The organism is Streptomyces paradoxus (assembly GCF_014202475.1).
Taxonomy (GTDB): Bacteria; Actinomycetota; Actinomycetes; order Streptomycetales; family Streptomycetaceae; genus Streptomyces; species Streptomyces paradoxus.
In genome coordinates, this window is the sequence record NZ_JACHGV010000003.1 from 918183 (window position 1) to 939961 (window position 21779).

Here is a 21779-nt window from a genome sequence, read left to right on the forward strand (position 1 = left end):
AGACTCCGCCCCCGCTGGCGGAACTCTCCATGCTGGCCTCCCTCGGCACCATGCCCGAGCTGGCCCGCCAACTCTCCGGCCTGGGCGGCTGCACGAACCCCGTGCGCCTCGACGGCCACCGCACGGAGTACGCGGTCGACCGGACGACCGGAGAGATCGGGCGCGTCCTCCACCACCTCGACTCGTCCTCCCTGGCCGCCGGAAGTCTCCTCGTCCGCTGCAACAACCGCCGTGCCACCCGCTGCGCGGCCTGCGCGGAGGTCTACCGCCGAGACACCTTCCACCTGATCACCGCCGGACTCCACGGCGGCAAGGGCACTGCCGAACAGGTCGGCACGCATCCGCGCGTCTTCGCCACCCTCACCGCACCGAGCTTCGGCCCGGTCCACAACCGCCCCTCCAACGGGCGGCCCTGCCGCTGCGGTGCGCGGCACGACGACACAGACCCGGCCCTCGGTACGCCCCTCGACCCGGACGCATACGACTACGAAGCGGCCGTCCTCTGGAACGCCTACGCAGGCGCCCTCTGGCGGCGCTTCTCGATCTACCTGCGTCGCGAGATCGCCAAGCGCGCCGGACTCACCCAACGGGCCTTCCGCGAGCACGCGCGCGTCTCTTTCGCCAAGGTCGCCGAATACCAGAAGCGGGGCGCCGTCCACTTCCACGCGGTCATCCGCCTCGACGGCCCGGAGGGCGGCGACACGGCACCTCCGGCCTGGGCGTCCGCCGAGCTGCTGACCGACGCCATCCATGCCGCCGTCACCGCCACACGCGTCAACGGACCGGACGTCGACGGCCGCGCCCACACCTTCACCTTCGGGCGCCAGCTCGACGTGCGCACCATCCGCTCCGCCGACTTCGACGGCGGCCAGGAGCTCACCGAACGGGCTGTAGCGGCGTACATCGCCAAGTACGCCACCAAAGGCGCCGAGACAGCGACCGGCACCCTGGACCGGCCGATCCGCTTCCTCGCCGAACTGGCACAGGCCCGGCTCAACGACCACGCCCGCCGCATGATCCGAACGGCCTGGACCCTCGGCGCCCGCCAGGACCTCGAACACCTCCGCTTACGCGCCTGGGCCCACATGCTCGGCTTCCGCGGCCACTTCTCCACCAAGTCCCGCCGCTACTCCACCACCCTCGGCGCCCTCCGCGACGCCCGCGCCGAATGGCGCCGAGCCCAAGCCGCCACGGCCGCTCCCCAGAACGGCGAAACCACGCTCGTCCTCGCCCACTGGGTCTTCGCCGGAACCGGCCTGAGTAACGGAGAGGCCTGGCTCGCTGCGTCCCTCGAACCCGCCCCCGGAACGGAAGGAGAACCGACATGGAAGCCCGTCGCGACGAGCTGATGACCGTTCGGCAAGTCCTGGATGAGCTGGGCGGTGTCTCCCGTCGGACGTTCTACCGCTGGCGCGAACTGGGGTACGGGCCGGCCGCATTCAAGCTTCCCAACGGAGAGCTGCGGGTTTGGCGGAGTGACTTCAACACATGGCTGCGACAGCTGGAGGAGGCCGCGTGAAGTCTCTCGATGTGAAGGTCTGGGGAGTCCGCAAGCGGGACACCAAAACGCCCTCGTACGGTGTCCGCTGGTCCGTCGCAGGCAATGTGTTCTCGGAGTCCTTCCGTACCAAGGCACTTGCCGACCACTACCGCACGAAGCTCATGCGTGCCATGCGCGACGGCGAGGAGTTCGACACGGAGTCGGGACTTCCGGCCTCGATGGAAGAGAAAAAGTCGGCCGTGTCGTGGTACACCTTCGCGCTCAAGTACCTCGCCATGAAATGGCCTCATGCCGCCCCCAACACACGGGACGGCATCAACGAATCACTCACCAGCGTGACGCTGGAACTGCTCGACGAGCGCGCCGGACGACCATCCGACGAGGAAATCCGCAGAGCACTGCGCAACTGGGCTTTCGTGCTGCCGGGGCCCGATGACCGGGAAGTCCCGGACGACGTGCGGAACGTTCTCCACTGGGTGTCCAAGGCATCCCGGCCGCTCGCCGATCTCGCTGAAGCGGCCACGGCTCGCACGGTCCTCGACTCGCTGAAGCTCAAGCTCGACGGCACGGCAGCAGCGGCGGAGACCGTGCGGCGTAAGCGGCGGACACTCGTCAACGCCGCGAACTACGCCGTCGACCTGGGGGAGCTGCGGGAGAACCCCATCACGGCTGTCCGCTGGCAGAAGCCGAAGGTGTCCAACCAGGTCGACCCGCGGGTTGTCGCCAATCCGGAGCAGGCACGGAACCTCCTGGCGGCGGTTTCCTACGTGGGCGGGTACCGGCGTGCTCATGGTCGTCGCCTCGTGGGTCTGTTCGCCGCCATGTACTTCGGTGGCCTGCGGCCGGCGGAAGCGGTCGGCATCGTCGAGACGGACCTTAAGCTGCCCGAGCAGGGCTGGGGCTCGGCGCTGCTCCACCGGACCCGTCCGTCCGTCGGCAAGCAGTGGACCGACTCGGGGGAGACCCATGACGACCGCGGGCTGAAGAACCGGCCGACCGAGGACGTCAGGCGGGTGCCCATTCCGCCTCACCTCGTAGCCGTGCTCCGCGAGCACCTGGCCACCTTCGGCACGGCGGACGACGGGCGGCTGTTCTTCAGTGAGAAGGGCTCGGTCGTCCCGTCGTCGACCTACTACCGCGTGTGGCAGGAAGCTCGGCTCCTCGCGCTTCCGCCGGCCGTCGCGGCCTCGCCGCTCGCGAGTCGGCCGTACGACCTCCGGCACTCGGCGCTGTCGACGTGGCTCAACGCCGGTGTCGACCCCACCGAGGTGGCCGAGCGCGCCGGCAACAGCGTGGAGGTCCTGCTGACCCGCTACGCCAAGTGCCTCGACGGACGGCAAGACGTCGCCAACCGGCGTATTGAGGATCTGTTGCGCGAGTAGGAGTGATCGCAGACGACGGTAGCCCCGATGCCCCCGGACTTGTTCCGGGGGCATCGGCATGCCTTGGCCGAGAGGGGCGTTCCTGTCCTCAGGAATTCCGCGCCGGTGGCTCCGGGGTGTATGTCGGGCCGGGCCATGAAGTAGGGCCGGCTTCCATCACTCGTTCAGAGGCGCCTCTCATGCGCATTACGCGCATGATGCCCAGAGTTGACCACGACTAGTTGCGTCTACTTACAGGGGTAAAGGATCATGCCGACGTTTGTTGCGCTGCTGAACTGGACCGACCAGGGAGTCCGCGGCTACAAGGACACCCCGCAACGCGCCGAAGCCTTCACGGCAGCGGCTCAGAAGCTCGGGGTGAAGGTCCTGAACCTCTTCTGGACCGTCGGCCCGTACGACATCGTGGCTGTCGTGGAGGCGCCCGACGACGAGACTGCCACCGCAGTGCTCCTACAGGTCGGCGCGTTGGGCAACGTCCGTAGCACGACCCTGCGAGCCTTCGGCCGGGAGGAGATGGACCGCATCATCGCCAAAGCCACCGGCTGACGGACTTCCCCGTCGAGGTTCTGTTGGTACGAGTGACACGCTCAAGGCGGTACCCCCCAAGGCCCCTGGACCTGTCCGGGGCCTATGGGGGTACAGGGCATGACCTGCGCTTACGTCCCAAGATCCCGTCCACGCCTCGTCCACAGACCCCGACATACGGCCGCTCCGGGCCGCACACGCCTGCACATACGCGAAGACCCCGCACTCAGCGTTTCCGCTGATGACGGGGTCTTTGGGCACCTAATCCAAGGTGCCCCCGGCAGGATTCGAACCTGCGCACACGGCTCCGGAGGCCGTTGCTCTATCCCCTGAGCTACGGGGGCGTGTCCGGCGCGATTGCTCGCGGCGACGGGTAGAACACTACCAGCTCCCTCGGGGTGGTCATGAACGGGTTTTCGCTGCCGGGGGCATGGGTGTCGGGTGCTCGTGCGGGGTGGAAGTGGGGAAAACCCGGACGCGGTGGCCGGGGCCGACCTACTCTCGAGTTGTGCCAGGCGCGTCGGGTCGGGTGCTTGTTGTGGACGACAACAAGGTCATCCGGCAGTTGATCAGGGTCAACCTCGAGCTGGAGGGGCTGGAGGTCGTGACCGCGGCCGATGGTGCCGAGTGTCTTGATGTCGTTCATCAGGTGCGGCCCGATGTCGTGACCCTCGATGTCGTCATGCCCCGGCTGGACGGGATCCGGACCGCCGCACGTCTGCGGGCCGATCCGCGGACCCGCGACCTGCCCCTCGCCATCGTCAGTGCCTGCGGTCACCACGAGGTCGAGGCCGGACTCGAAGCGGGCGTCGACGCCTTCCTCGCCAAGCCCTTCGAGCCCGCCGAACTGGTCCGCATGGTGCGGCAGTTGGTCGAGCGAGCCCGGAGTGAGGGCCGGCAGCGCGGCGGCGCCCGGGCGAAGGATCACGCGACGGAACACGCGACGCAACGCGCGCGGGAAGCCGACGGACAGGCCAAGGAAGTGGATCTGCCCGCCGTGCCGTAGACGAGTGACTCGTGCGCGGCCCTGAACAGGCGCCGCGTCCACATCCCGGACCGTACGGAAACCGGCTCGCATACCCACCCCCTTCCTCCCATACGCTTGTCCCGTGACCCCCGCCGAGCTCTCCCGCACCGTGCTGCACGCCGTGCGTCGCGCTGTCGACGAGGGTGAGCTCAGCGTGACCGTGCCGGAGCGGGCCGTGGTCGCGCCGCCGGGGGCCGGGGGCTGCGGCGACTACGCCACCAGCATCGCCCTCCAGCTGGCCCGCCCGGCAGGGCGGCCACCGCGCGACGTGGCCGAGATCCTGCGCACACGGCTGCTCGGCGAGCCGCGGTTCACCGACGTCGTCGTCACCGGGCCCGGCTTCCTCAACCTCAGCCTGCGCGGCACCGCCTCCGCCGGTCTCGTCGAGGAGATCCTGCGTCGCGGGCCGCGCTACGGGCACGCGACCGGGTTCAGCGGCACCGCCGTCCGCCTCTCGTGCCCGGCCGAGGTGCGTGCCGTCGTCGTCGCGGACACGGTGGCCCGCGTACTGCGCAGCCAGGGCGACTTCGTCCGCGTCGAGTGCGAGGGGCGGCCCGCCCCGGAGTGGGAGTCCGTCCTCGGAGCCGATGTCACCACCCGGGGGCCGAGCATCGCCGACCGGTACGTCACCGTCCGCCCCGTCCCCGCCCCGGCCGACCCGCTGCCCCTCGGCCGGGACGCCGGGCGCTGGGCGCTGCTGCACCCCGCCGCCCACGACCGGCCGCGGATCCCCGGTGACCACCTCGTCCAGCGGGAGAGCAACCCGCTCTTCCGCGTCCGGTACGCCCACGCCCGCACCCGGGCCCTCCTGCGCAACGCCGCCGACCTCGGCTTCCACCCCGAGCCCGGTCCCGTGAGCGAAGCGGAAGCGCTGGTCGCCGCACTCGGCGACCACCCCCGCGTCCTCGCCGCCACCGCCACGCATCACACCCCCGACCGCCTGGCCCGGCACCTCCTCGCCGTCGCCGATGCCGCGATGCCCCTGCTCCCCGCCGTGCTGCCCCTCGGTGAGGAGAAACCCTCGGCCGCCCACCGTGCCCGGCTCGCGCTCGCCGAAGCCGCCGGGACGGTGCTGGCCGGCGGCCTGTCCCTGCTCGGCATCGACGCTCCCGACCATCTCTGAGAGACACGTACAGATCATGAGCCGTTCCGCACACCCCGCCGGGCCCCGTCACGCCGATGTCCTCCCCGAGGGCCACTACTCCGCCCCGCCCGCCGACCTCAACGCGCTGGACCCCAAGGTGTGGGCCCAGACCGTCACGCGTGACGAGGACGGGGTCGTGACCGTCGGAGGCATCCCCGTCACCCGGCTCGCCGAGGAGTTCGGCACCCCCGCCTACGTCCTCGACGAGGCCGACTTCCGGGCCCGCGCGCGTGCCTGGCGCACCGCCTTCGGGGCCGAGGCCGACGTCTTCTACGCCGGCAAGGCGTTCCTCTCCCGCGCCGTGGTGCGCTGGCTCGACGAGGAGGGTCTGAACCTCGACGTCTGCTCCGGCGGCGAGCTGGCCACCGCCCTGTCCGCCAGCATGCCCGCCGACCGCATCGCCTTCCACGGCAACAACAAGTCCGTCGAGGAGATCACCCGGGCCGTCGAGGCGGGCGTCGGGCACATCGTCCTCGACTCCTTCCAGGAGATCGTCCGCGTCGCGCACGTCGCGCAGAGCCTCGGGAAGCGGCAGAAGGCCCTCATCCGCATCACCGTCGGCGTCGAGGCCCACACCCACGAGTTCATCGCCACCGCCCACGAGGACCAGAAGTTCGGCATCCCGCTGGCCGGCGGGCAGGCCGCCGAGGCCGTACGCCGGGCCCTGCAGCTCGACGGTCTTGAGCTGGTCGGCATCCACAGCCACATCGGGTCGCAGATCTTCGACATGTCCGGCTTCGAGGTCGCGGCCCACCGGGTGGTCGGGCTGCTGAAGGCCGTCCGCGACGAGCACGGCGTCGAGCTGCCGGAGATCGACCTCGGCGGCGGCCTCGGTATCGCGTACACCAGCGACGACGACCCCCGCGAGCCGCACGAGATCGCCAAGGCCCTCACCGAGATCGTCACCAGGGAGTGCGAGGCCGCGAAGCTGCGCACGCCGCGCATCTCCGTCGAGCCGGGGCGCGCCATCGTCGGCCCGACCGCCTTCACGCTCTACGAGGTCGGCACCATCAAGCCCCTCGACGGGCTGCGGACGTACGTCTCCGTCGACGGCGGCATGTCGGACAACATCCGCACCGCGCTGTACGACGCCGAGTACAGCGTCGCGCTGGTCTCGCGCACCTCCGACGCCGAGCCGATGCTCGCCCGCGTCGTCGGCAAGCACTGCGAGAGCGGGGACATCGTGGTCAAGGACGCGTTCCTGCCGTCCGACCTGGCGCCGGGTGACCTCGTCGCCGTACCGGCCACCGGCGCGTACTGCCGGTCCATGGCCAGCAACTACAACCATGTGCTCCGCCCGCCGGTCGTCGCGGTCGACGGCGGTGCTGCGCGGGTGATCGTCCGCCGCGAGACCGAGGAGGACCTGCTGCGTCTCGACGTCGGCTGATAAAGAAGCGAGAGGGCGGAGCGCGGCGGACGGCGGAAGATCTCCTGTCTGCCGCCCCCGCGCCCATGAAATAGACATCTCACGATCCGGACCGGGGGCAGAAACGCCCGTCCGGTGAGTGAGACTGGTTCCACCGTAGACGGTAAAGAGGAAACGAGGTCGGATGATGCGTACGCGTCCGCTGAAGGTGGCGCTGCTGGGCTGTGGAGTGGTCGGCTCAGAGGTGGCGCGCATCATGACGACGCACGCCGACGACCTCGCGGCCCGGATCGGGGCCCCGGTGGAGCTCGCGGGCGTGGCCGTGCGGCGGCCCGACCGGGTGCGTGAGGGCATCGCCCCCGAGCTGGTCACCACCGACGCCACCGCCCTGGTCAAACGCGGCGACATCGACGTCGTGGTCGAGGTCATCGGCGGCATCGAGCCCGCGCGCGGCCTCATCACCACCGCCTTCGAGCACGGCGCCTCCGTCGTCTCCGCCAACAAGGCGCTGCTCGCCCAGGACGGGGCGGCCCTGCACGCCGTCGCCGAGCAGCACGGCAAGGACCTCTATTACGAGGCCGCCGTCGCCGGTGCCATCCCGCTGCTGCGGCCGCTGCGCGAGTCCCTCGCCGGCGACAAGATCAACCGGGTGATGGGCATCGTCAACGGCACGACGAACTTCATCCTCGACAAGATGGACTCCACCGGCGCCGGCTACCAGGAGGCCCTGGACGAGGCCACCGCCCTGGGGTACGCGGAGGCCGACCCGACCGCCGATGTCGAGGGCTTCGACGCCGCCGCCAAGGCCGCGATCCTCGCCGGCATCGCCTTCCACACGCGCGTGCGCCTCGACGACGTCTACCGCGAGGGCATGACCGAGGTGACCGCGGCCGACTTCGCCTCCGCGAAGGAGATGGGCTGCACCATCAAACTGCTCGCCATCTGCGAGCGGGCCGAGGACGGGGCGTCCGTCACCGCACGCGTGCACCCGGCCATGATCCCGCTGAGTCACCCGCTGGCCTCCGTCCGCGGCGCCTACAACGCCGTGTTCGTCGAGTCCGACGCCGCCGGGCAGCTCATGTTCTACGGCCCGGGAGCGGGCGGTTCCCCCACCGCCTCGGCCGTGCTCGGCGACCTCGTCGCCGTCTGCCGCAACCGGATCGGCGGCGCGACCGGACCAGGCGATTCCGCCTACGCCGCGCTGCCGGTGTCCCCGATGGGCGACGTCGTCACGCGGTACCACATCAGCCTCGACGTGGCTGACAAACCGGGTGTTCTCGCCCAGGTCGCGACCGTCTTCGCCGAGCACGGAGTCTCGATCGATACGGTTCGCCAGTCGGGGAAGGACGGCGAGGCCTCCCTCGTCGTCGTCACGCACCGTGCGTCCGACGCCGCCCTCACCGGGACCGTCGAGGCGTTGCGCAAGCTCGACACCGTGCGTGGTGTCGCCAGCATCATGCGGGTTGAAGGAGAGTAACCAGCAATGACCCACCAGTGGCGCGGAATCATCGAGGAGTACCGGGACCGGCTGCCGGTATCGGACAGCACGCCGGTCGTGACGCTCCGTGAGGGCGGCACGCCCCTCGTGCCCGCGCAGGTGCTCTCCGAGCGCACGGGCTGCGAGGTCCACCTCAAGGTGGAGGGCGCGAACCCGACCGGTTCCTTCAAGGACCGCGGCATGACCATGGCCATCACCCGGGCCAAGGAGGAGGGCGCGCAGGCCGTCATCTGCGCCTCCACCGGCAACACGTCGGCCTCCGCCGCCGCCTACGCGGTGCGGGCCGGGATGGTCTGCGCCGTGCTCGTGCCGACGGGCAAGATCGCGCTCGGCAAGATGGGCCAGGCCCTCGTGCACGGCGCGAAGATCCTCCAGGTCGACGGCAACTTCGACGACTGCCTCACCCTCGCGCGCGGCCTGAGCGACAACTACCCCGTCGCCCTGGTCAATTCGGTGAACCCGGTACGTATCGAGGGTCAGAAGACGGCCGCCTTCGAGATCGTGGACATGCTCGGCGACGCGCCCGACGTCCACGTGCTGCCCGTCGGCAACGCGGGCAACATCACGGCCTATTGGAAGGGTTACACGGAGTACGCCGCCGACGGTGTCGCCACGAAGACCCCGCGCATGTGGGGATTCCAGGCCTCCGGTTCCGCGCCCATCGTGCGCGGCGAGGTCGTCAAGGACCCCTCGACCATCGCCACGGCCATCCGCATCGGCAATCCGGCCTCCTGGCAGTACGCGCTCACGGCGCGGGACGAGTCCGGCGGCTTCATCGACGAGGTGACGGACCGTGAGATCCTGCGCGCCTACCGGCTGTTGGCGTCCCAGGAGGGTGTCTTCGTCGAGCCGGCGTCCGCCGCGTCCGTCGCCGGTCTGCTGAAGGCCGCCGAGCAGGGCAAGGTCGACCCGGGGCAGCGGATCGTCTGCACCGTCACCGGCAACGGGCTGAAGGACCCCGACTGGGCCGTCGCCGGCGCCCCGCAGCCGGTCACCGTGCCCGTCGACGCGGCGGCCGCGGCGGAGCGCCTGGGTCTCGCCTGACGGCGCTCGAACGGGCCTGACGTGCGCCGATGCACCGAGCGCCGGTGTTACGCCCGGCACGTTCCGGCGTAAGACGGCGTCGGCCGGGGGAGATTCCCTACGGGGGGTGCACAGGGGGCTTACGACACGCATCGTGCGCCTCCTGTGCGCCCTATGTCGCCACAGAACCTTCCTTCGATAGGCTGTACTGAACCCGCCCGCCGCATATGCCTCCGCACGGAGCACGGTGCCGCGCCGTCTCCGCGGCCGGGACAGCCGCCGGCCAGCCCGGTCGGCAGCGGCCCCCAGGGTTCTCGTACGCCATCGAATGTCCATCGAACGTCATTCGACAATCACGCAGCTCAAGGAGAGTCATCGAGCGATGGCCGGTCCAGCGTTCCGCGCCGCCGCCGTCCGGGTGCGCGTCCCCGCCACCAGCGCCAACCTCGGCCCGGGCTTCGACGCCCTCGGCCTCGCGCTGGGCTTGTACGACGACGTCGTCGTCCGGGTGGCCGACTCCGGGCTGCACATCGACATCGCGGGTGAGGGAAGCGAGACGCTCCCGCGCGACGAGCAGCACCTTCTCGTACGGTCCCTGCGCACCGCCTTCGACCTGCTCGGCGGACAGCCGCGCGGTCTGGAGATCGTCTGCGCCAACCGCATTCCGCACGGCCGGGGTCTCGGCTCCTCCTCGGCGGCCATCTGCGCGGGGATCGTCGCCGCCCGCGCCGTGACCATAGGGGCCGACGCGAAGCTCGACGACACCGCGCTGCTCGAACTCGCCACCGAGATCGAGGGCCATCCCGACAATGTCGCGGCGTGCCTGCTGGGCGGCTTCACGCTGTCCTGGATGGAGGGGGGCGCGGCCCGCGCGATCAGGATGGAGCCCGCGGATTCCATCGTTCCGGTGGTTTTCGTGCCGGGGAAGCCGGTCCTCACGGAAACCGCGCGCGGTCTGCTCCCGCGCTCCGTGCCGCACGTCGACGCGGCCACCAACGCCGGCCGCGCCGCGCTGCTCGTCGAGGCCCTGACGCGCCGCCCCGAACTGCTGCTGCCCGCCACCGAGGACCGCCTGCACCAGGAGTACCGCGCGCCGGCCATGCCCGAGAGCGCGGCACTGGTGGAGCGGCTGCGGGGCGACGGCATCCCCGCGGTCATCTCCGGGGCCGGACCGACGGTCATGGCGCTGGCCGACGAGGAGACCGCCGGCAAGGTCGAGGCCCTGGCGGGCGCGGACTGGGCGGCGAACCGGCTGGACCTCGATCAGCAGGGCGCGAGCGTGCTGCCGCTCGCCGCCTCCGGTGACATCTGAAACCGCGCGGTTGCCGGATTTCGAGAGGGGGAATGTTTGTTGGATCCGGTAGTGTTAACCTCAAGTCTGCACCCGACCCCACCATGGCGAGGTGCCTCGTGTCCCCGTCCGGGACAGACATTCTTCCGGGAGCCCCCCAAGCCGCACTGTGTTCCGTACGTCGGACCGTACGCCGTACAAGGACACTGAGCGGGGCGCAGGGCACGCTCCGGAACCGGTGCGACCACGCCGCGTGACACTGACACTGGGTGCCACGGCTCAAGGAAGCGCCATCACCAGATTCCTCCGCCGCTTAGGCGGACCACCGCCCCGGCACGGTTCACACCAAACGGACCGAAGTCGGACAGCACAACCGGTCGCCGAGCCAGACAGGCCGACGTCCGCTCCAGGGAAGGACCCTTCGTGAGCGACACCACCGATCTGATGGGCGCACGTGTCGAGGAGACCGCTGCCGCGCCCGCCACGGACGCCTCCGCGCCTGCCAGCGGTGCCGGCTCCCGGCGGCGCCGCGGTACCGGCCTCGAGGGCATGGTGCTGGCCGAGCTGCAGCAGGTCGCATCCGGCCTCGGCATCAGGGGCACCGCGCGTATGCGCAAGAGCCAGCTGATCGAGGTCATCAAGGAGGCGCAGGCGTCCGGCGGCGCCGCTCCGGCCGCGAAGGCCGACGCCTCCGCCGAGACCAAGCCCAAGCGCCGCGCCACCTCGCGGACCCGTACGGGCGACAACGCCGAGAAGGTGGAGAAGAAGGCGGACGCGAAGGAGGCCAAGGCCCCCGCGGACAAGGCCGAGAAGGCCGTGGCCCAGCAGCAGATCGAGATCCCCGGCCAGCCCGCCGGAGGCGCCTCCCGGTCGAGCGAGAACGAGCGCGCGGGGGACGACGCGCCCGAGCGCCGTCGTCGCCGGGCCACCGCCGAGGCCGGAGCCCCGGCTTCCGCGGGGGAGACCATCGTCGCCGAGGCGAAGGCCGACACCAAGGTCGAGGCGCAGTCGCAGCAGCAGTCCCAGAACAACGAGGCCAAGTCCGACGCCGGTGACGGCGAGGGCCGTCGCCGCGACCGCCGTGACCGTGACCGCGACCGCGGGCGTGACCGCGGCGACCGCCGCGGCGGCAAGGGCGACGACCAGCAGGGCGGCGGCCGCCAGGACCGCGGCCAGCAGCAGAACCAGCAGGGCGGCGGCCGCCAGGACCGCGGCCAGCAGCAGCGGGCCGATGAGGACGGGGACGACTTCGACGGTGGCCGTCGTGGCCGTCGCGGGCGCTACCGCGACCGCCGTGGCCGTCGCGGCCGTGACGACGTCCAGGAGCCGCAGATCACCGAGGACGACGTTCTGATCCCCGTCGCGGGCATCCTGGACATCCTCGACAACTACGCGTTCATCCGCACCTCCGGCTACCTGCCCGGCCCGAACGACGTGTACGTCTCCCTCGCCCAGGTCCGCAAGAACGGCCTGCGCAAGGGTGACCACATCACCGGTGCGGTCCGTCAGCCCAAGGAGGGCGAGCGCCGCGAGAAGTTCAACGCGCTGGTCCGCCTGGACTCCGTCAACGGCATGGCCCCCGAACACGGCCGTGGCCGCCCGGAGTTCAACAAGCTCACCCCGCTGTACCCGCAGGACCGCCTCCGTCTGGAGACGGACCCGGGCGTGCTCACCACCCGCATCATCGACCTGGTCTCGCCCATCGGTAAGGGCCAGCGCGGTCTGATCGTGGCCCCGCCGAAGACCGGTAAGACCATGATCATGCAGGCGATCGCCAACGCGATCACGCACAACAACCCCGAGTGCCACCTGATGGTCGTCCTCGTCGACGAGCGTCCGGAAGAGGTCACCGACATGCAGCGGTCGGTGAAGGGCGAGGTCATCTCCTCGACCTTCGACCGCCCGGCCGAGGACCACACCACGGTCGCGGAGCTCGCCATCGAGCGCGCCAAGCGCCTGGTGGAGCTGGGTCACGACGTGGTCGTGCTGCTCGACTCGATCACCCGTCTGGGCCGTGCGTACAACCTCGCCGCCCCGGCATCCGGCCGCATCCTGTCCGGTGGTGTCGACTCGACCGCCCTGTACCCGCCGAAGCGCTTCTTCGGTGCGGCCCGCAACATCGAGGACGGCGGTTCGCTGACCATCCTCGCCACCGCGCTGGTGGACACCGGGTCCCGCATGGACGAGGTGATCTTCGAGGAGTTCAAGGGCACCGGCAACGCCGAGCTCAAGCTCGACCGGAAGCTCGCCGACAAGCGCATCTTCCCGGCGGTGGACGTCGACGCGTCCGGCACCCGTAAGGAAGAGATCCTGCTGGCCCCCGACGAGCTCGCCATCGTCTGGAAGCTGCGCCGGGTGCTGCACGCCCTCGACCAGCAGCAGGCGGTCGAGCTGCTGCTCGACAAGATGAAGCAGACGAAGTCGAACGCCGAGTTCCTGATGCAGATCCAGAAGACCACCCCGACGCCGGGCAACGGCGACTGAGGCCGTCGGCTGAGGTAAGGACTGCACAAGAGGGCCGCTCCCCGAACGGGGGCGGCCCTTTGTGCTGTTCGTGTGCGGGTAGGATCACGCTCTCTTCGAACTTGTGATCCCGAGGGGGGACATACGTGGGTACACCCATGCCCGGGGGCGGTCGTCACAGACGCCGGATACGCCTCGCACTGCCCGTCGCCGCGGCGGGTGTCGCCGCCGCCGTCGCCGGCGCGCTGCTGACGACGTCCGCCGACGCGGCCACCCCGCTGCCGCAGCCGACGGTCAAGCCGGCCGTCAGCTCGCCGTCGCTCGCCGAGCTGGAGAAGCGCGTCGCGGGCGCCATGGCCGGTGACGACGTCGCCGGCAAGACGAGCAAGGCCGCGCTCACCGCGGGCACCGTCGCCGGCAGCATCGACCCCAAGATCATCGGTGGCAACGAGACCACCATCAGCACGGCCCCGTGGATGGCGCAGCTCCACTACTACGACGACCGTGGCACCGCCGGCACCAGCGACGACATCGGCTTCTTCTGCGGCGGCGCCGTCGTCGCGCCGACGAAGATCCTGACCGCCGCGCACTGCGTCAAGGGCTACAACTGGAACGCCAACGGCGCCGTCGTCACCGGCACCTCACAGCTGCCCTCGGCCGACGGCACCGACCTGCACGGCGGCACCGTCACCGGCGTGTGGCGGCAGTGGAACCACCCGTCGTACAACGCGACGACCATCGACAACGACATCGCGGTGCTGACCCTGCCCGTCCCGGTCAAGGCCACCCCGATCCGTATGACGACCTCCGGCGACACCGCGTCGTACGCGGCCGGCACCAGTGCCAAGGTCTACGGCTGGGGCCGCACCAGCTCCACCAGCGACGACATCTCCGAGACGCTGAAGACGGCCACGCTGCCCATGCAGTCCGACACGACGTGCGCCGGCGCGTACGGCGCGGACTTCGTCAAGGGCCACATGGTCTGCGCGGGCAAGCCCGCCACCGGCAGCGACACCGGCACCGTCTCCGCCTGCAACGGCGACTCCGGCGGCCCCCTGGTCGTCAACAACCGCATCGTCGGTGTCGTGTCCTGGGGTGTGACCGACTGCGTCGCCAAGGGCGCCTACAGCGTCTTCGCCAAGGTCAGCTCCTACGTCGGTGCCGCCTACCCGCGCCTGGACGACACCAACATCAGCGGCGACCACAAGGCCGACCTCTGGGTGCGCAACGCCTCCACCAAGACCGGCTACTCCAAGGACTCCAACGGCACGTCCTTCGCCGCCCGCGAGTCCTGGGGCAACTGGGACGGCGTGAACGTCGTCCTGCAGACGGACCTCGACCGCGACGGCTACCAGGACCTGGTCTACCGGCGAAGCAGCGACGGCGACGTCTTCTGGACGCACTACGTCATCTCCAGCGGCACCTGGTCCACCAAGCAGATCGCCGACAACTGGAAGACCCGCACCCGGATCATCACCCCCGGTGACGTCACCGGCGACTACCTGCCCGACCTGCTCTCGGTCGACTCCGCGGGCGTCCTGTGGATCTACCCGGGCAACGGCAACGGGACCTTCGCGCCCCGCGTGAAGGTCGGCTCCGGCTGGAACCAGTACAACTCCGTGCGCGGCAAGGGCGACTTCAACGGGGACGGCAAGACCGACCTGCTCGCCCGCAGCACGTCCGGCAGCGCGATCTACCTCTACAAGGGCACGGGCAAGGCCGGCTCGGCCGCCTTCTCGGCCCGGGTCAAGGTGCGCACCTGGGCCGACTACAACGCCTTCGACGCGCCCGGTGACGTCACCGGCGACGGCAAGGCCGACTTCCTGGCCCGCACCCCCGGCGGCACGCTCTACCTGTACGCCGGCACCGGTAAGGGGACAAGCGAGATCTTTGCCACAAGGAAGTCCGTGGGCACCGATTTCAAGCAGTACGACATCTTCGGCTGAAACCGCAGGTGAGGGTATTCCACCCGGCTTGTGACGAACACGCGCTGTGCCCACCGCCGTACGCGGTGGGCACAGTCCGTTGTGCAACCCTTTCCCGAGTTTCTCCGTCTGACCAGGTGGGGCGACGATAGTGCGAGGAAGGGTCTTCTCCGGCCACGCCTGGCACTGACCGCAGGGGGTAACCGACCGTAGAAGAGCTGAGGAGTACATGTCCGCCGAGAGCACGCCTGATCCGGGTATACCGGGCGATACCGGCACCAGTGGAGCGCGCCACCGAAGCAAGGGCCGGCGCCGTAAGCCCCCGAAGCGTCACAAGGGCTTGATGATCATGGCCTGGACGGCCGCGGGCATCGTCGTGCTGGGCGGCGCCGGAGCCGGGTACATGTACTTCAAGCTCAACGGCAACCTCAAGAGCGTCGACATCGACCAGGCCCTCGGCACCGACCGGCCCAAGAAGGCCGACAACGGCTCCGAGAACATCCTGGTCCTCGGCTCGGACACCCGCGCCGGCGGCAACAAGAAGCTCGGCGGCGGCACCGACGACGGCAGCGCCCGCTCCGACACGGCGATGATCGTGCACATCTACAAGGGCCACAAGAAGGCCAGCGTGGTCTCGATCCCGCGCGACACCCTCATCGACCGGCCCGCCTGCACGGACACCCAGGGCAACGAGCACCCCGCCGCGCAGAACGCGATGTTCAACTCCGCGTACTCCACCGGCGGCGCCGCCTGCGCCGTCAAGACCGTCGAGTCGATCACCGACCTGCGCATGGACCACTACCTGGAGGTCGACTTCGCCGGCTTCCAGAAGCTCATCGACGACCTCGGCGGCGTCGAGATCACCACCACCAAGAGCATCGACGACCCCGACAGCCACCTGAACCTGAAGGCCGGCACCCACACGCTCGACGGCGAGCAGGCCCTCGGCCTGGTCCGCACCAGACACGGCGTGGGTGACGGCTCCGACCTGGGCCGCATCCAGCTCCAGCAGGCCTTCATCAAGGCCCTGGTCAACCAGATCAAGGACGTCGGCGTCTTCTCGAACCCGAAGAAGCTGCTCGACCTCGCGGAGACCGCGACCAAGACGGTGACGACCGACTCCGACCTCGGCTCGGTCAACAAGCTCGCCTCCTTCGCGAGCGGCCTGAAGGGCATCAGCCCGTCCAACATGCACATGGTCACGATGCCGGTGGCCTACGACCCGGCCGACCCCAACCGCGTCCTCCTCCAGAAGAAGAAGGCCGACCAGATCTGGAAGGCCCTGGAGGACGACAAGCCGATCCCGAAGAGCGCGACGGAAGGCTCCGCGACGGGTGAAGCGAAGGGTGTGGTGAGCAGCTCTTAGGGGCGCGGGGCTGAATCGATTTGCGGCTCCGCCGCGGGGCGCGGGCAACCACGGACGGCCCGCAGGGAACAAACAACGGCAACCCCCGGTTTTGGGGGATGGCCCCAGTCCTGGCAGACTGGTACGTCGGCTCCGGTTCACGCTCCCGCACCCCGCGGCAGCGACCCGGCGCCCTCCCGAACCTAGGAGACACCTTGAAGCGCGACATCCACCCCGAGTACGTCGAGACGCAGGTCAGCTGCACCTGTGGCGCGTCGTTCACCACCCGCAGCACCATCGAGTCCGGCACCATCCGCGCCGATGTCTGCTCCGAGTGCCACCCGTTCTACACGGGCAAGCAGAAGATCCTCGACACCGGTGGCCGTGTGGCCCGCTTCGAGGCCCGCTTCGGCAAGGCCGCCGGCTCCAAGAAGTAGCGAGCCCCATTCCGCCGGTCCATGGAAGCGCCCCCTCACCGGGCGCTCCGGGACCGGCGTTTTTGGTCGCCCGCCCTTCACCCCCGTCCCGCACAGGAGCCCAAGATGTTCGAGGCCGTCGAGGAACTCGTCGCCGAGCACGCCGACCTGGAGAAGAAGCTCGCCGACCCGTCGGTCCACTCCGACCAGGCCAACGCGCGCAAGCTGAACAAGCGTTACGCCGAGCTCACCCCCATCGTCGCCACGTACCGGTCCTGGACGCAGACGGGCGACGACATCGAGACCGCGCGTGAACTGGGCGCCGACGACCCGGAGTTCGCCGCCGAGGTCAAGGAGCTGGAGAAGGCGCGCGAGGAGCTCACGGAGAAGCTGCGCCTCCTGCTCGTCCCGCGCGACCCCAGCGACGACAAGGACGTCATCCTGGAGATCAAGGCGGGCGCGGGCGGCGACGAGTCGGCCCTGTTCGCCGGCGACCTGCTGCGCATGTACCTGCGCTACGCCGAGCGCGTCGGCTGGAAGACCGAGATCATCGACGCCACCGAGTCGGAGCTGGGCGGCTACAAGGACGTCCAGGTCGCCGTGAAGACCAAGGGCGGCCAGGGCGCCACCGAGCCGGGCCAGGGCGTCTGGGCGCGGATGAAGTACGAGGGCGGCGTGCACCGCGTGCAGCGCGTGCCCGCCACGGAGTCCCAGGGCCGGATCCACACCTCCGCGGCCGGTGTGCTCGTCACGCCCGAGGCCGAGGAGGTTGAGGTCGAGATCAACCCCAACGACCTCCGCATCGACGTCTACCGGTCCTCCGGGCCCGGCGGACAGTCCGTCAACACCACCGACTCTGCCGTGCGCATCACGCACATCCCGACCGGAGTCGTCGCCTCCTGCCAGAACGAGAAGAGCCAGCTGCAGAACAAGGAGCAGGCACTGCGTATCCTGCGCTCCAGGCTGCTCGCGGCGGCGCAGGAGGAAGCGGAGAGGGAGGCGGCCGACGCCCGCCGCAGCCAGGTCCGCACCGTCGACCGCTCCGAGAAGATCCGCACCTACAACTTCCCGGAGAACCGCATCTCCGACCACCGCGTCGGCTTCAAGGCGTACAACCTGGACCAGGTCCTGGACGGCGACCTCGACGCGGTGATCCAGGCCTGCGTCGACGCGGACTCGGCGGCGAAGCTGGCGGCTGCGTAAGGCAGGCACGAGCACGTACGAGTGATCACGTACGAGTAATACGGAGGACTTGCGTGAACCTGCTGCTCGCGGAGGTGGCCCAGGCCACCCAGCGGCTCGCCGACGCCGGCGTGCCCTCGCCGCGTACCGACGCGGAGGAACTCGCCGCGTTCGTGCACGGCGTCAAGCGCGGCGAGCTGCACTCCGTCAAGGACTCCGACTTCGACGCCCGCTACTGGGAGGTCATCGCCCGCCGCGAGGCCCGCGAACCGCTCCAGCACATCACCGGGCGCGCCTACTTCCGCTACCTGGAACTCCAGGTCGGCCCCGGGGTGTTCGTGCCGCGGCCCGAGACGGAGTCCGTCGTCGGCTGGGCCATAGACGCCGTACGGGCCATGGACGTCGTCGAGCCGTGCATCGTCGACCTGTGCACCGGCTCCGGCGCCATCGCGCTCGCCCTCGCCCAGGAGGTGCCGCGCTCGCGCGTGCACGCCGTGGAGCTGTCCGAGGACGCCCTCAAGTGGACCCGCAAGAACGTCGAGGGATCCAGGGTCGACCTGCGGCAGGGCAACGCGCTGACGGCCTTCCCGGACCTCGACGGCCTGGTCGACCTGGTCATCACCAACCCGCCCTACATCCCGCTCACCGAGTGGGAGTACGTCGCCCCCGAGGCGCGGGACTACGACCCCGACCTGGCCCTCTTCTCGGGCGAGGACGGCCTGGACCTCATCCGCGGCCTGGAACGCACCGCGCACCGGCTGCTGCGGCCGGGCGGCGTGGTCGTCGTCGAGCACGCCGACACCCAGGGCGGCCAGGTGCCGTGGATCTTCGCCGAGGACCGCGGCTGGACCGACGCGGCCGACCACCCGGACCTCAACAACCGCCCGCGCTTCGCCACGGCCCGCAAGGCACTGCCGTGACCACCCCGGGCACCCCGCGCTCTTCGCGGACTTCATCCCAGCAGCACGTGTACGAGGAGGCCAGCTAAAGATGGCACGGCGATACGACACCAACGACGCGACCGACCGTGTGACCGGTCTGCGCGAGGCAGCGTCCGCCGTCCGCCGTGGCGAGCTCGTGGTGCTGCCGACGGACACGGTGTACGGCATCGGCGCCGACGCGTTCTCCTCGGAGGCGGTCGCCGACCTGCTGGAGGCGAAGGGCCGGGGGCGCAACATGCCCACTCCCGTCCTCATCGGCTCCCCGAACACGCTGCACGGCCTCGTCACGGACTTCTCCGAGCTGGCCTGGGAGCTGGTCGACGCGTTCTGGCCGGGCGCCCTGACGCTCGTCGCCCGGCACCAGCCGTCCCTCCAGTGGGACCTCGGGGACACCCGGGGCACGGTCGCCGTGCGCATGCCCCTGCACCCTGTCGCCATCGAACTGCTGACCGAGGTCGGCCCCATGGCCGTCTCCTCCGCCAACCTGACCGGCCACCCGGCGCCGGAGGACTGCGACGCCGCGCAGGAGATGCTCGGCGACTCCGTCTCCGTCTACCTCGACGGCGGCCCGACCCCCGGCATCGTGCCGTCGTCGATCGTCGACGTGACCCGTGAGGTGCCGCTGCTGCTGCGCGCGGGCGCCATCTCGGCGGACGAGCTGCGAAAGGTCGTACCCGACCTCGAGGTGGCGAATTGACGGCCCCTGGATCGGGGCGTGGCATAGGCAACGGGGAAAGCGCGGCGGAGATCACGACGACCTTCGTGGGACTTCCGCGCGACAGCTTCCGCATCCTCCACGTCAGCACCGGCAACGTGTGCCGCTCGCCCATCACCGAGCGGCTGACCCGCCATGCGGTGCGGGAGCGGCTCGGCATCCTGGGCGGCGGGCTGATCGTGGAGAGCGCGGGCACCTGGGGCCACGAGGGCGCGCCCATGGAGTCCCACGCGGAGACCGTCCTGGCCGACTTCGGCGCGGACGCCTCCGGCTTCACCGGGCGCGAGCTCCTCGACGAGCACGTGATCCGCGCCGACCTGGTGCTGACCGCCACCAGGGACCACCGGGCGCAAGTCATCTCCATGGGCCACTCCGCGGGCCTGCGGACGTTCACGCTCAAGGAGTTCACCCGCCTGGTCAAGGCCATCGACCCGGCGACCCTGCCTCCCTTGGAGGAGGGCGTGGTCGTCCGCGCGCGTGCGCTGGTCCGGGCCGCGGCCGCTCTACGCGGGTGGCTGCTGGCGCCGACCGCCGAGGCGGACGAGGTCTACGACCCGTACGGGGCGCCCCTGACGTTCTTCCGGTCCATCGGCGACGAGATACACCAGGCACTCGATCCGGTCGTCACCGCTCTGACGGGCGTCCCCGCAAAGATGTAGCAGCCGAGCGCCCCCGGGGCCCCGGGCCTACATTGGACGTACGTCACCGTCGACGCCGCCGGAGCCCATCATGACGGTCACCCCTGCCATCGAGGCCGACGTCCTGCGCCGCCAGGACCCCGAGCTCGCCGACCTCCTGCTCGGCGAGCGGGATCGGCAGTCGACCACGCTCCAGCTGATCGCCGCCGAGAACTTCACCTCCCGGGCCGTGCTGGCCGCCCTCGGCTCACCGCTCGCCAACAAGTACGCCGAGGGCTATCCGGGGGCGCGGCACCACGGCGGCTGCGAGATCGCCGACGTCGCCGAGCGCCTCGCCGTGGAGCGGGCGAAGGCCCTGTTCGGCGCCGACCACGCCAACGTCCAGGCCCACTCGGGCTCTTCGGCGGTGCTCGCCGCCTACGCCGCCCTGCTCCGCCCCGGCGACACCGTCCTCGCGCTCGGCCTGCCCTACGGCGGGCACCTCACCCACGGCTCGCCCGCGAACTTCTCCGGCCGCTGGTTCGACTTCGTCGGGTACGGCGTGGACGCCGAGTCGGGGCTCATGGACCACGAGCAGGTGCGCACCCTGGCCCGCACGCGCCGGCCCAAGGCGATCGTGTGCGGCTCGATCGCCTACCCCCGGCACCTCGACTACGCGTTCTTCCGCGAGGTCGCCGACGAGGTGGGCGCCTACCTCATCGCGGACGCCGCGCACCCCCTCGGGCTCGTCGCCGGGGGAGCGGCCCCGAACCCGGTGCCGTACGCGGACATCGTCTGCGGGACCACCCACAAGGTGCTGCGGGGCCCGCGCGGCGGTCTGATCCTGTGCCGGGCGGAGCTGGCCGAGCGCGTCGACCGGGCGGTGTTCCCTTTCACACAGGGCGGTGCGCAGATGCACACCATCGCCGCCAAGGCGGTCGCGTTCGGGGAGGCGGCAACACCGGCGTTCGCCGCGTACGCCCATCAGGTGGTGGCGAATGCGCGGGTTCTGGCGGCCCGGCTGGCCGCGGCGGGCCTGGTCGTCACCACCGGCGGCACGGACACCCACCTGATCACCGCCGACCCGGCGCCCCTCGGCGTCGACGGGCGCACGGCCCGGGGCCGTCTTGCCGCGTCCGGCCTGGTCATGGACTGCTGCGCCCTGCCGCACGGCGATGCCCGGGGGCTGCGGCTCGGCACGGCCGCGGTCACCACGCAGGGCATGGGCGAGGCGGAGATGGCCCGGATCGCCGGGCTGCTCGCCGGGGTGCTCGGGGGCGTGACGGATCCCTCAAGAGCCCGTGAAGATGTGCGGGAGCTGGCCGGTGGATTTCCGCCGTATCCGGCGTGAGCCGGGGTAAGCGCATCAGGGTGCACAGCCACCCGTGCAACCATCGTCGCTACCCGGAAGTCCCCAC

19 protein-coding genes and 1 tRNA gene are annotated in these 21779 nt (G+C 70.5%); 19 read left to right on the plus strand and 1 reads right to left on the minus strand.

What is annotated here, in order from left to right:
• Positions 1-29: 29 nt before the first annotated feature.
• From HNR57_RS13975 to HNR57_RS13990, 4 genes are all read left to right on the plus strand, one after another.
• Complete coding sequence (locus HNR57_RS13975) at positions 30-1349, plus strand: replication initiator (protein ID WP_184560176.1); 1320 nt, start codon at positions 30-32, stop codon at positions 1347-1349.
• The gene (locus tag HNR57_RS13980; protein ID WP_184560178.1) at positions 1325-1519 is read left to right on the plus strand and encodes a helix-turn-helix transcriptional regulator; all 195 of its coding nucleotides are present in this window, start codon (positions 1325-1327) and stop codon (positions 1517-1519) included. Before HNR57_RS13975 ends, HNR57_RS13980 begins: the two co-directional genes overlap by 25 nt.
• A complete protein-coding gene (locus tag HNR57_RS13985) occupies positions 1516-2883 on the plus strand; it encodes a tyrosine-type recombinase/integrase (RefSeq protein WP_184560180.1) in 1368 nt (455 codons plus the stop codon). The genes HNR57_RS13980 and HNR57_RS13985 overlap by 4 nt, the downstream gene beginning before the upstream one ends.
• A gap of 249 nt (positions 2884-3132) precedes the next feature.
• Positions 3133-3429, plus strand: a complete 297-nt coding sequence (locus tag HNR57_RS13990; RefSeq protein WP_031077045.1) for a GYD domain-containing protein — start codon at positions 3133-3135, stop codon at positions 3427-3429.
• Between the two features lie 251 nt (positions 3430-3680).
• Here HNR57_RS13990 and HNR57_RS13995 read toward each other — a convergent pair.
• A tRNA-Arg gene (locus tag HNR57_RS13995) sits at positions 3681-3752 on the minus strand.
• Positions 3753-3838: 86 nt separating this feature from the next.
• Between HNR57_RS13995 and HNR57_RS14000 the strand changes: the two genes are divergently transcribed.
• From HNR57_RS14000 to glyA, 15 genes are all read left to right on the plus strand, one after another.
• Positions 3839-4414, plus strand: a complete 576-nt coding sequence (locus tag HNR57_RS14000; RefSeq protein WP_184560182.1) for a response regulator — start codon at positions 3839-3841, stop codon at positions 4412-4414.
• Between the two features lie 103 nt (positions 4415-4517).
• The gene (gene nrtL / locus HNR57_RS14005) at positions 4518-5558 is read left to right on the plus strand and encodes an ArgS-related anticodon-binding protein NrtL (protein WP_184560184.1); all 1041 of its coding nucleotides are present in this window, start codon (positions 4518-4520) and stop codon (positions 5556-5558) included.
• 16 nt (positions 5559-5574) lie between these two features.
• Positions 5575-6966 carry a diaminopimelate decarboxylase gene (gene lysA, locus HNR57_RS14010; protein ID WP_184560186.1) on the plus strand — a complete coding sequence of 464 codons (1392 nt, stop codon included), beginning with the start codon at positions 5575-5577 and terminating at the stop codon, positions 6964-6966.
• Between the two features lie 163 nt (positions 6967-7129).
• A complete protein-coding gene (locus HNR57_RS14015) occupies positions 7130-8422 on the plus strand; it encodes a homoserine dehydrogenase (RefSeq protein WP_184560188.1) in 1293 nt (430 codons plus the stop codon).
• A 6-nt stretch (positions 8423-8428) separates the two neighbouring features.
• Positions 8429-9487, plus strand: coding sequence for a threonine synthase (gene thrC / locus HNR57_RS14020; protein WP_184560190.1), 1059 nt, complete (start codon positions 8429-8431; stop codon positions 9485-9487).
• 361 nt (positions 9488-9848) lie between these two features.
• Positions 9849-10778 (plus strand): homoserine kinase, encoded by a 930-nt coding sequence (gene thrB / locus HNR57_RS14025; RefSeq protein WP_184560191.1) that lies wholly within the window; start codon positions 9849-9851, stop codon positions 10776-10778.
• A gap of 402 nt (positions 10779-11180) precedes the next feature.
• Positions 11181-13241, plus strand: coding sequence for a transcription termination factor Rho (rho, locus tag HNR57_RS14030; RefSeq protein WP_184560193.1), 2061 nt, complete (start codon positions 11181-11183; stop codon positions 13239-13241).
• Between the two features lie 137 nt (positions 13242-13378).
• Entirely contained in the window at positions 13379-15166 is a 1788-nt protein-coding gene (locus HNR57_RS14035; RefSeq protein ID WP_184560427.1) for a trypsin-like serine protease, read from the plus strand.
• A 208-nt stretch (positions 15167-15374) separates the two neighbouring features.
• A complete protein-coding gene (locus tag HNR57_RS14040; RefSeq protein ID WP_184560195.1) occupies positions 15375-16511 on the plus strand; it encodes an LCP family protein in 1137 nt (378 codons plus the stop codon).
• Positions 16512-16705: 194 nt separating this feature from the next.
• Positions 16706-16927 (plus strand): 50S ribosomal protein L31, encoded by a 222-nt coding sequence (gene rpmE, locus HNR57_RS14045; RefSeq protein ID WP_003992975.1) that lies wholly within the window; start codon positions 16706-16708, stop codon positions 16925-16927.
• A 105-nt stretch (positions 16928-17032) separates the two neighbouring features.
• Positions 17033-18109 (plus strand): peptide chain release factor 1, encoded by a 1077-nt coding sequence (gene prfA / locus HNR57_RS14050; RefSeq protein ID WP_184560197.1) that lies wholly within the window; start codon positions 17033-17035, stop codon positions 18107-18109.
• A gap of 53 nt (positions 18110-18162) precedes the next feature.
• Positions 18163-19008, plus strand: coding sequence for a peptide chain release factor N(5)-glutamine methyltransferase (gene prmC, locus HNR57_RS14055; protein WP_184560199.1), 846 nt, complete (start codon positions 18163-18165; stop codon positions 19006-19008).
• Between the two features lie 70 nt (positions 19009-19078).
• Positions 19079-19726 (plus strand): L-threonylcarbamoyladenylate synthase, encoded by a 648-nt coding sequence (locus HNR57_RS14060; protein ID WP_062929085.1) that lies wholly within the window; start codon positions 19079-19081, stop codon positions 19724-19726.
• Positions 19723-20403 carry an arsenate reductase/protein-tyrosine-phosphatase family protein gene (locus HNR57_RS14065; protein ID WP_184560201.1) on the plus strand — a complete coding sequence of 227 codons (681 nt, stop codon included), beginning with the start codon at positions 19723-19725 and terminating at the stop codon, positions 20401-20403. The genes HNR57_RS14060 and HNR57_RS14065 overlap by 4 nt, the downstream gene beginning before the upstream one ends.
• Positions 20404-20473: 70 nt before the next feature.
• Entirely contained in the window at positions 20474-21712 is a 1239-nt protein-coding gene (gene glyA / locus HNR57_RS14070; RefSeq protein ID WP_184560203.1) for a serine hydroxymethyltransferase, read from the plus strand.
• Positions 21713-21779: the final 67 nt, after the last annotated feature.

Excerpts from the sequence above, each read along its gene's own strand:
- HNR57_RS13975 (WP_184560176.1), top strand. The coding sequence starts at position 30 with ATGCTGGCCTCCCTCGGCACCATGCCCGAGCTGGCCCGCCAACTCTCC.
- HNR57_RS13980 (WP_184560178.1), top strand. The coding sequence starts at position 1,325 with ATGGAAGCCCGTCGCGACGAGCTGATGACCGTTCGGCAAGTCCTGGAT.
- HNR57_RS13990 (WP_031077045.1), top strand. The coding sequence starts at position 3,133 with ATGCCGACGTTTGTTGCGCTGCTGAACTGGACCGACCAGGGAGTCCGC.
- HNR57_RS14000 (WP_184560182.1), top strand. The coding sequence starts at position 3,839 with ATGGGTGTCGGGTGCTCGTGCGGGGTGGAAGTGGGGAAAACCCGGACG.
- lysA (WP_184560186.1), top strand. The coding sequence starts at position 5,575 with ATGAGCCGTTCCGCACACCCCGCCGGGCCCCGTCACGCCGATGTCCTC.
- HNR57_RS14015 (WP_184560188.1), top strand. The coding sequence starts at position 7,130 with ATGATGCGTACGCGTCCGCTGAAGGTGGCGCTGCTGGGCTGTGGAGTG.
- thrC (WP_184560190.1), top strand. The coding sequence starts at position 8,429 with ATGACCCACCAGTGGCGCGGAATCATCGAGGAGTACCGGGACCGGCTG.
- thrB (WP_184560191.1), top strand. The coding sequence starts at position 9,849 with ATGGCCGGTCCAGCGTTCCGCGCCGCCGCCGTCCGGGTGCGCGTCCCC.
- HNR57_RS14035 (WP_184560427.1), top strand. The coding sequence starts at position 13,379 with ATGCCCGGGGGCGGTCGTCACAGACGCCGGATACGCCTCGCACTGCCC.
- HNR57_RS14040 (WP_184560195.1), top strand. The coding sequence starts at position 15,375 with ATGTCCGCCGAGAGCACGCCTGATCCGGGTATACCGGGCGATACCGGC.
- prfA (WP_184560197.1), top strand. The coding sequence starts at position 17,033 with ATGTTCGAGGCCGTCGAGGAACTCGTCGCCGAGCACGCCGACCTGGAG.
- HNR57_RS14060 (WP_062929085.1), top strand. The coding sequence starts at position 19,079 with ATGGCACGGCGATACGACACCAACGACGCGACCGACCGTGTGACCGGT.
- glyA (WP_184560203.1), top strand. The coding sequence starts at position 20,474 with ATGACGGTCACCCCTGCCATCGAGGCCGACGTCCTGCGCCGCCAGGAC.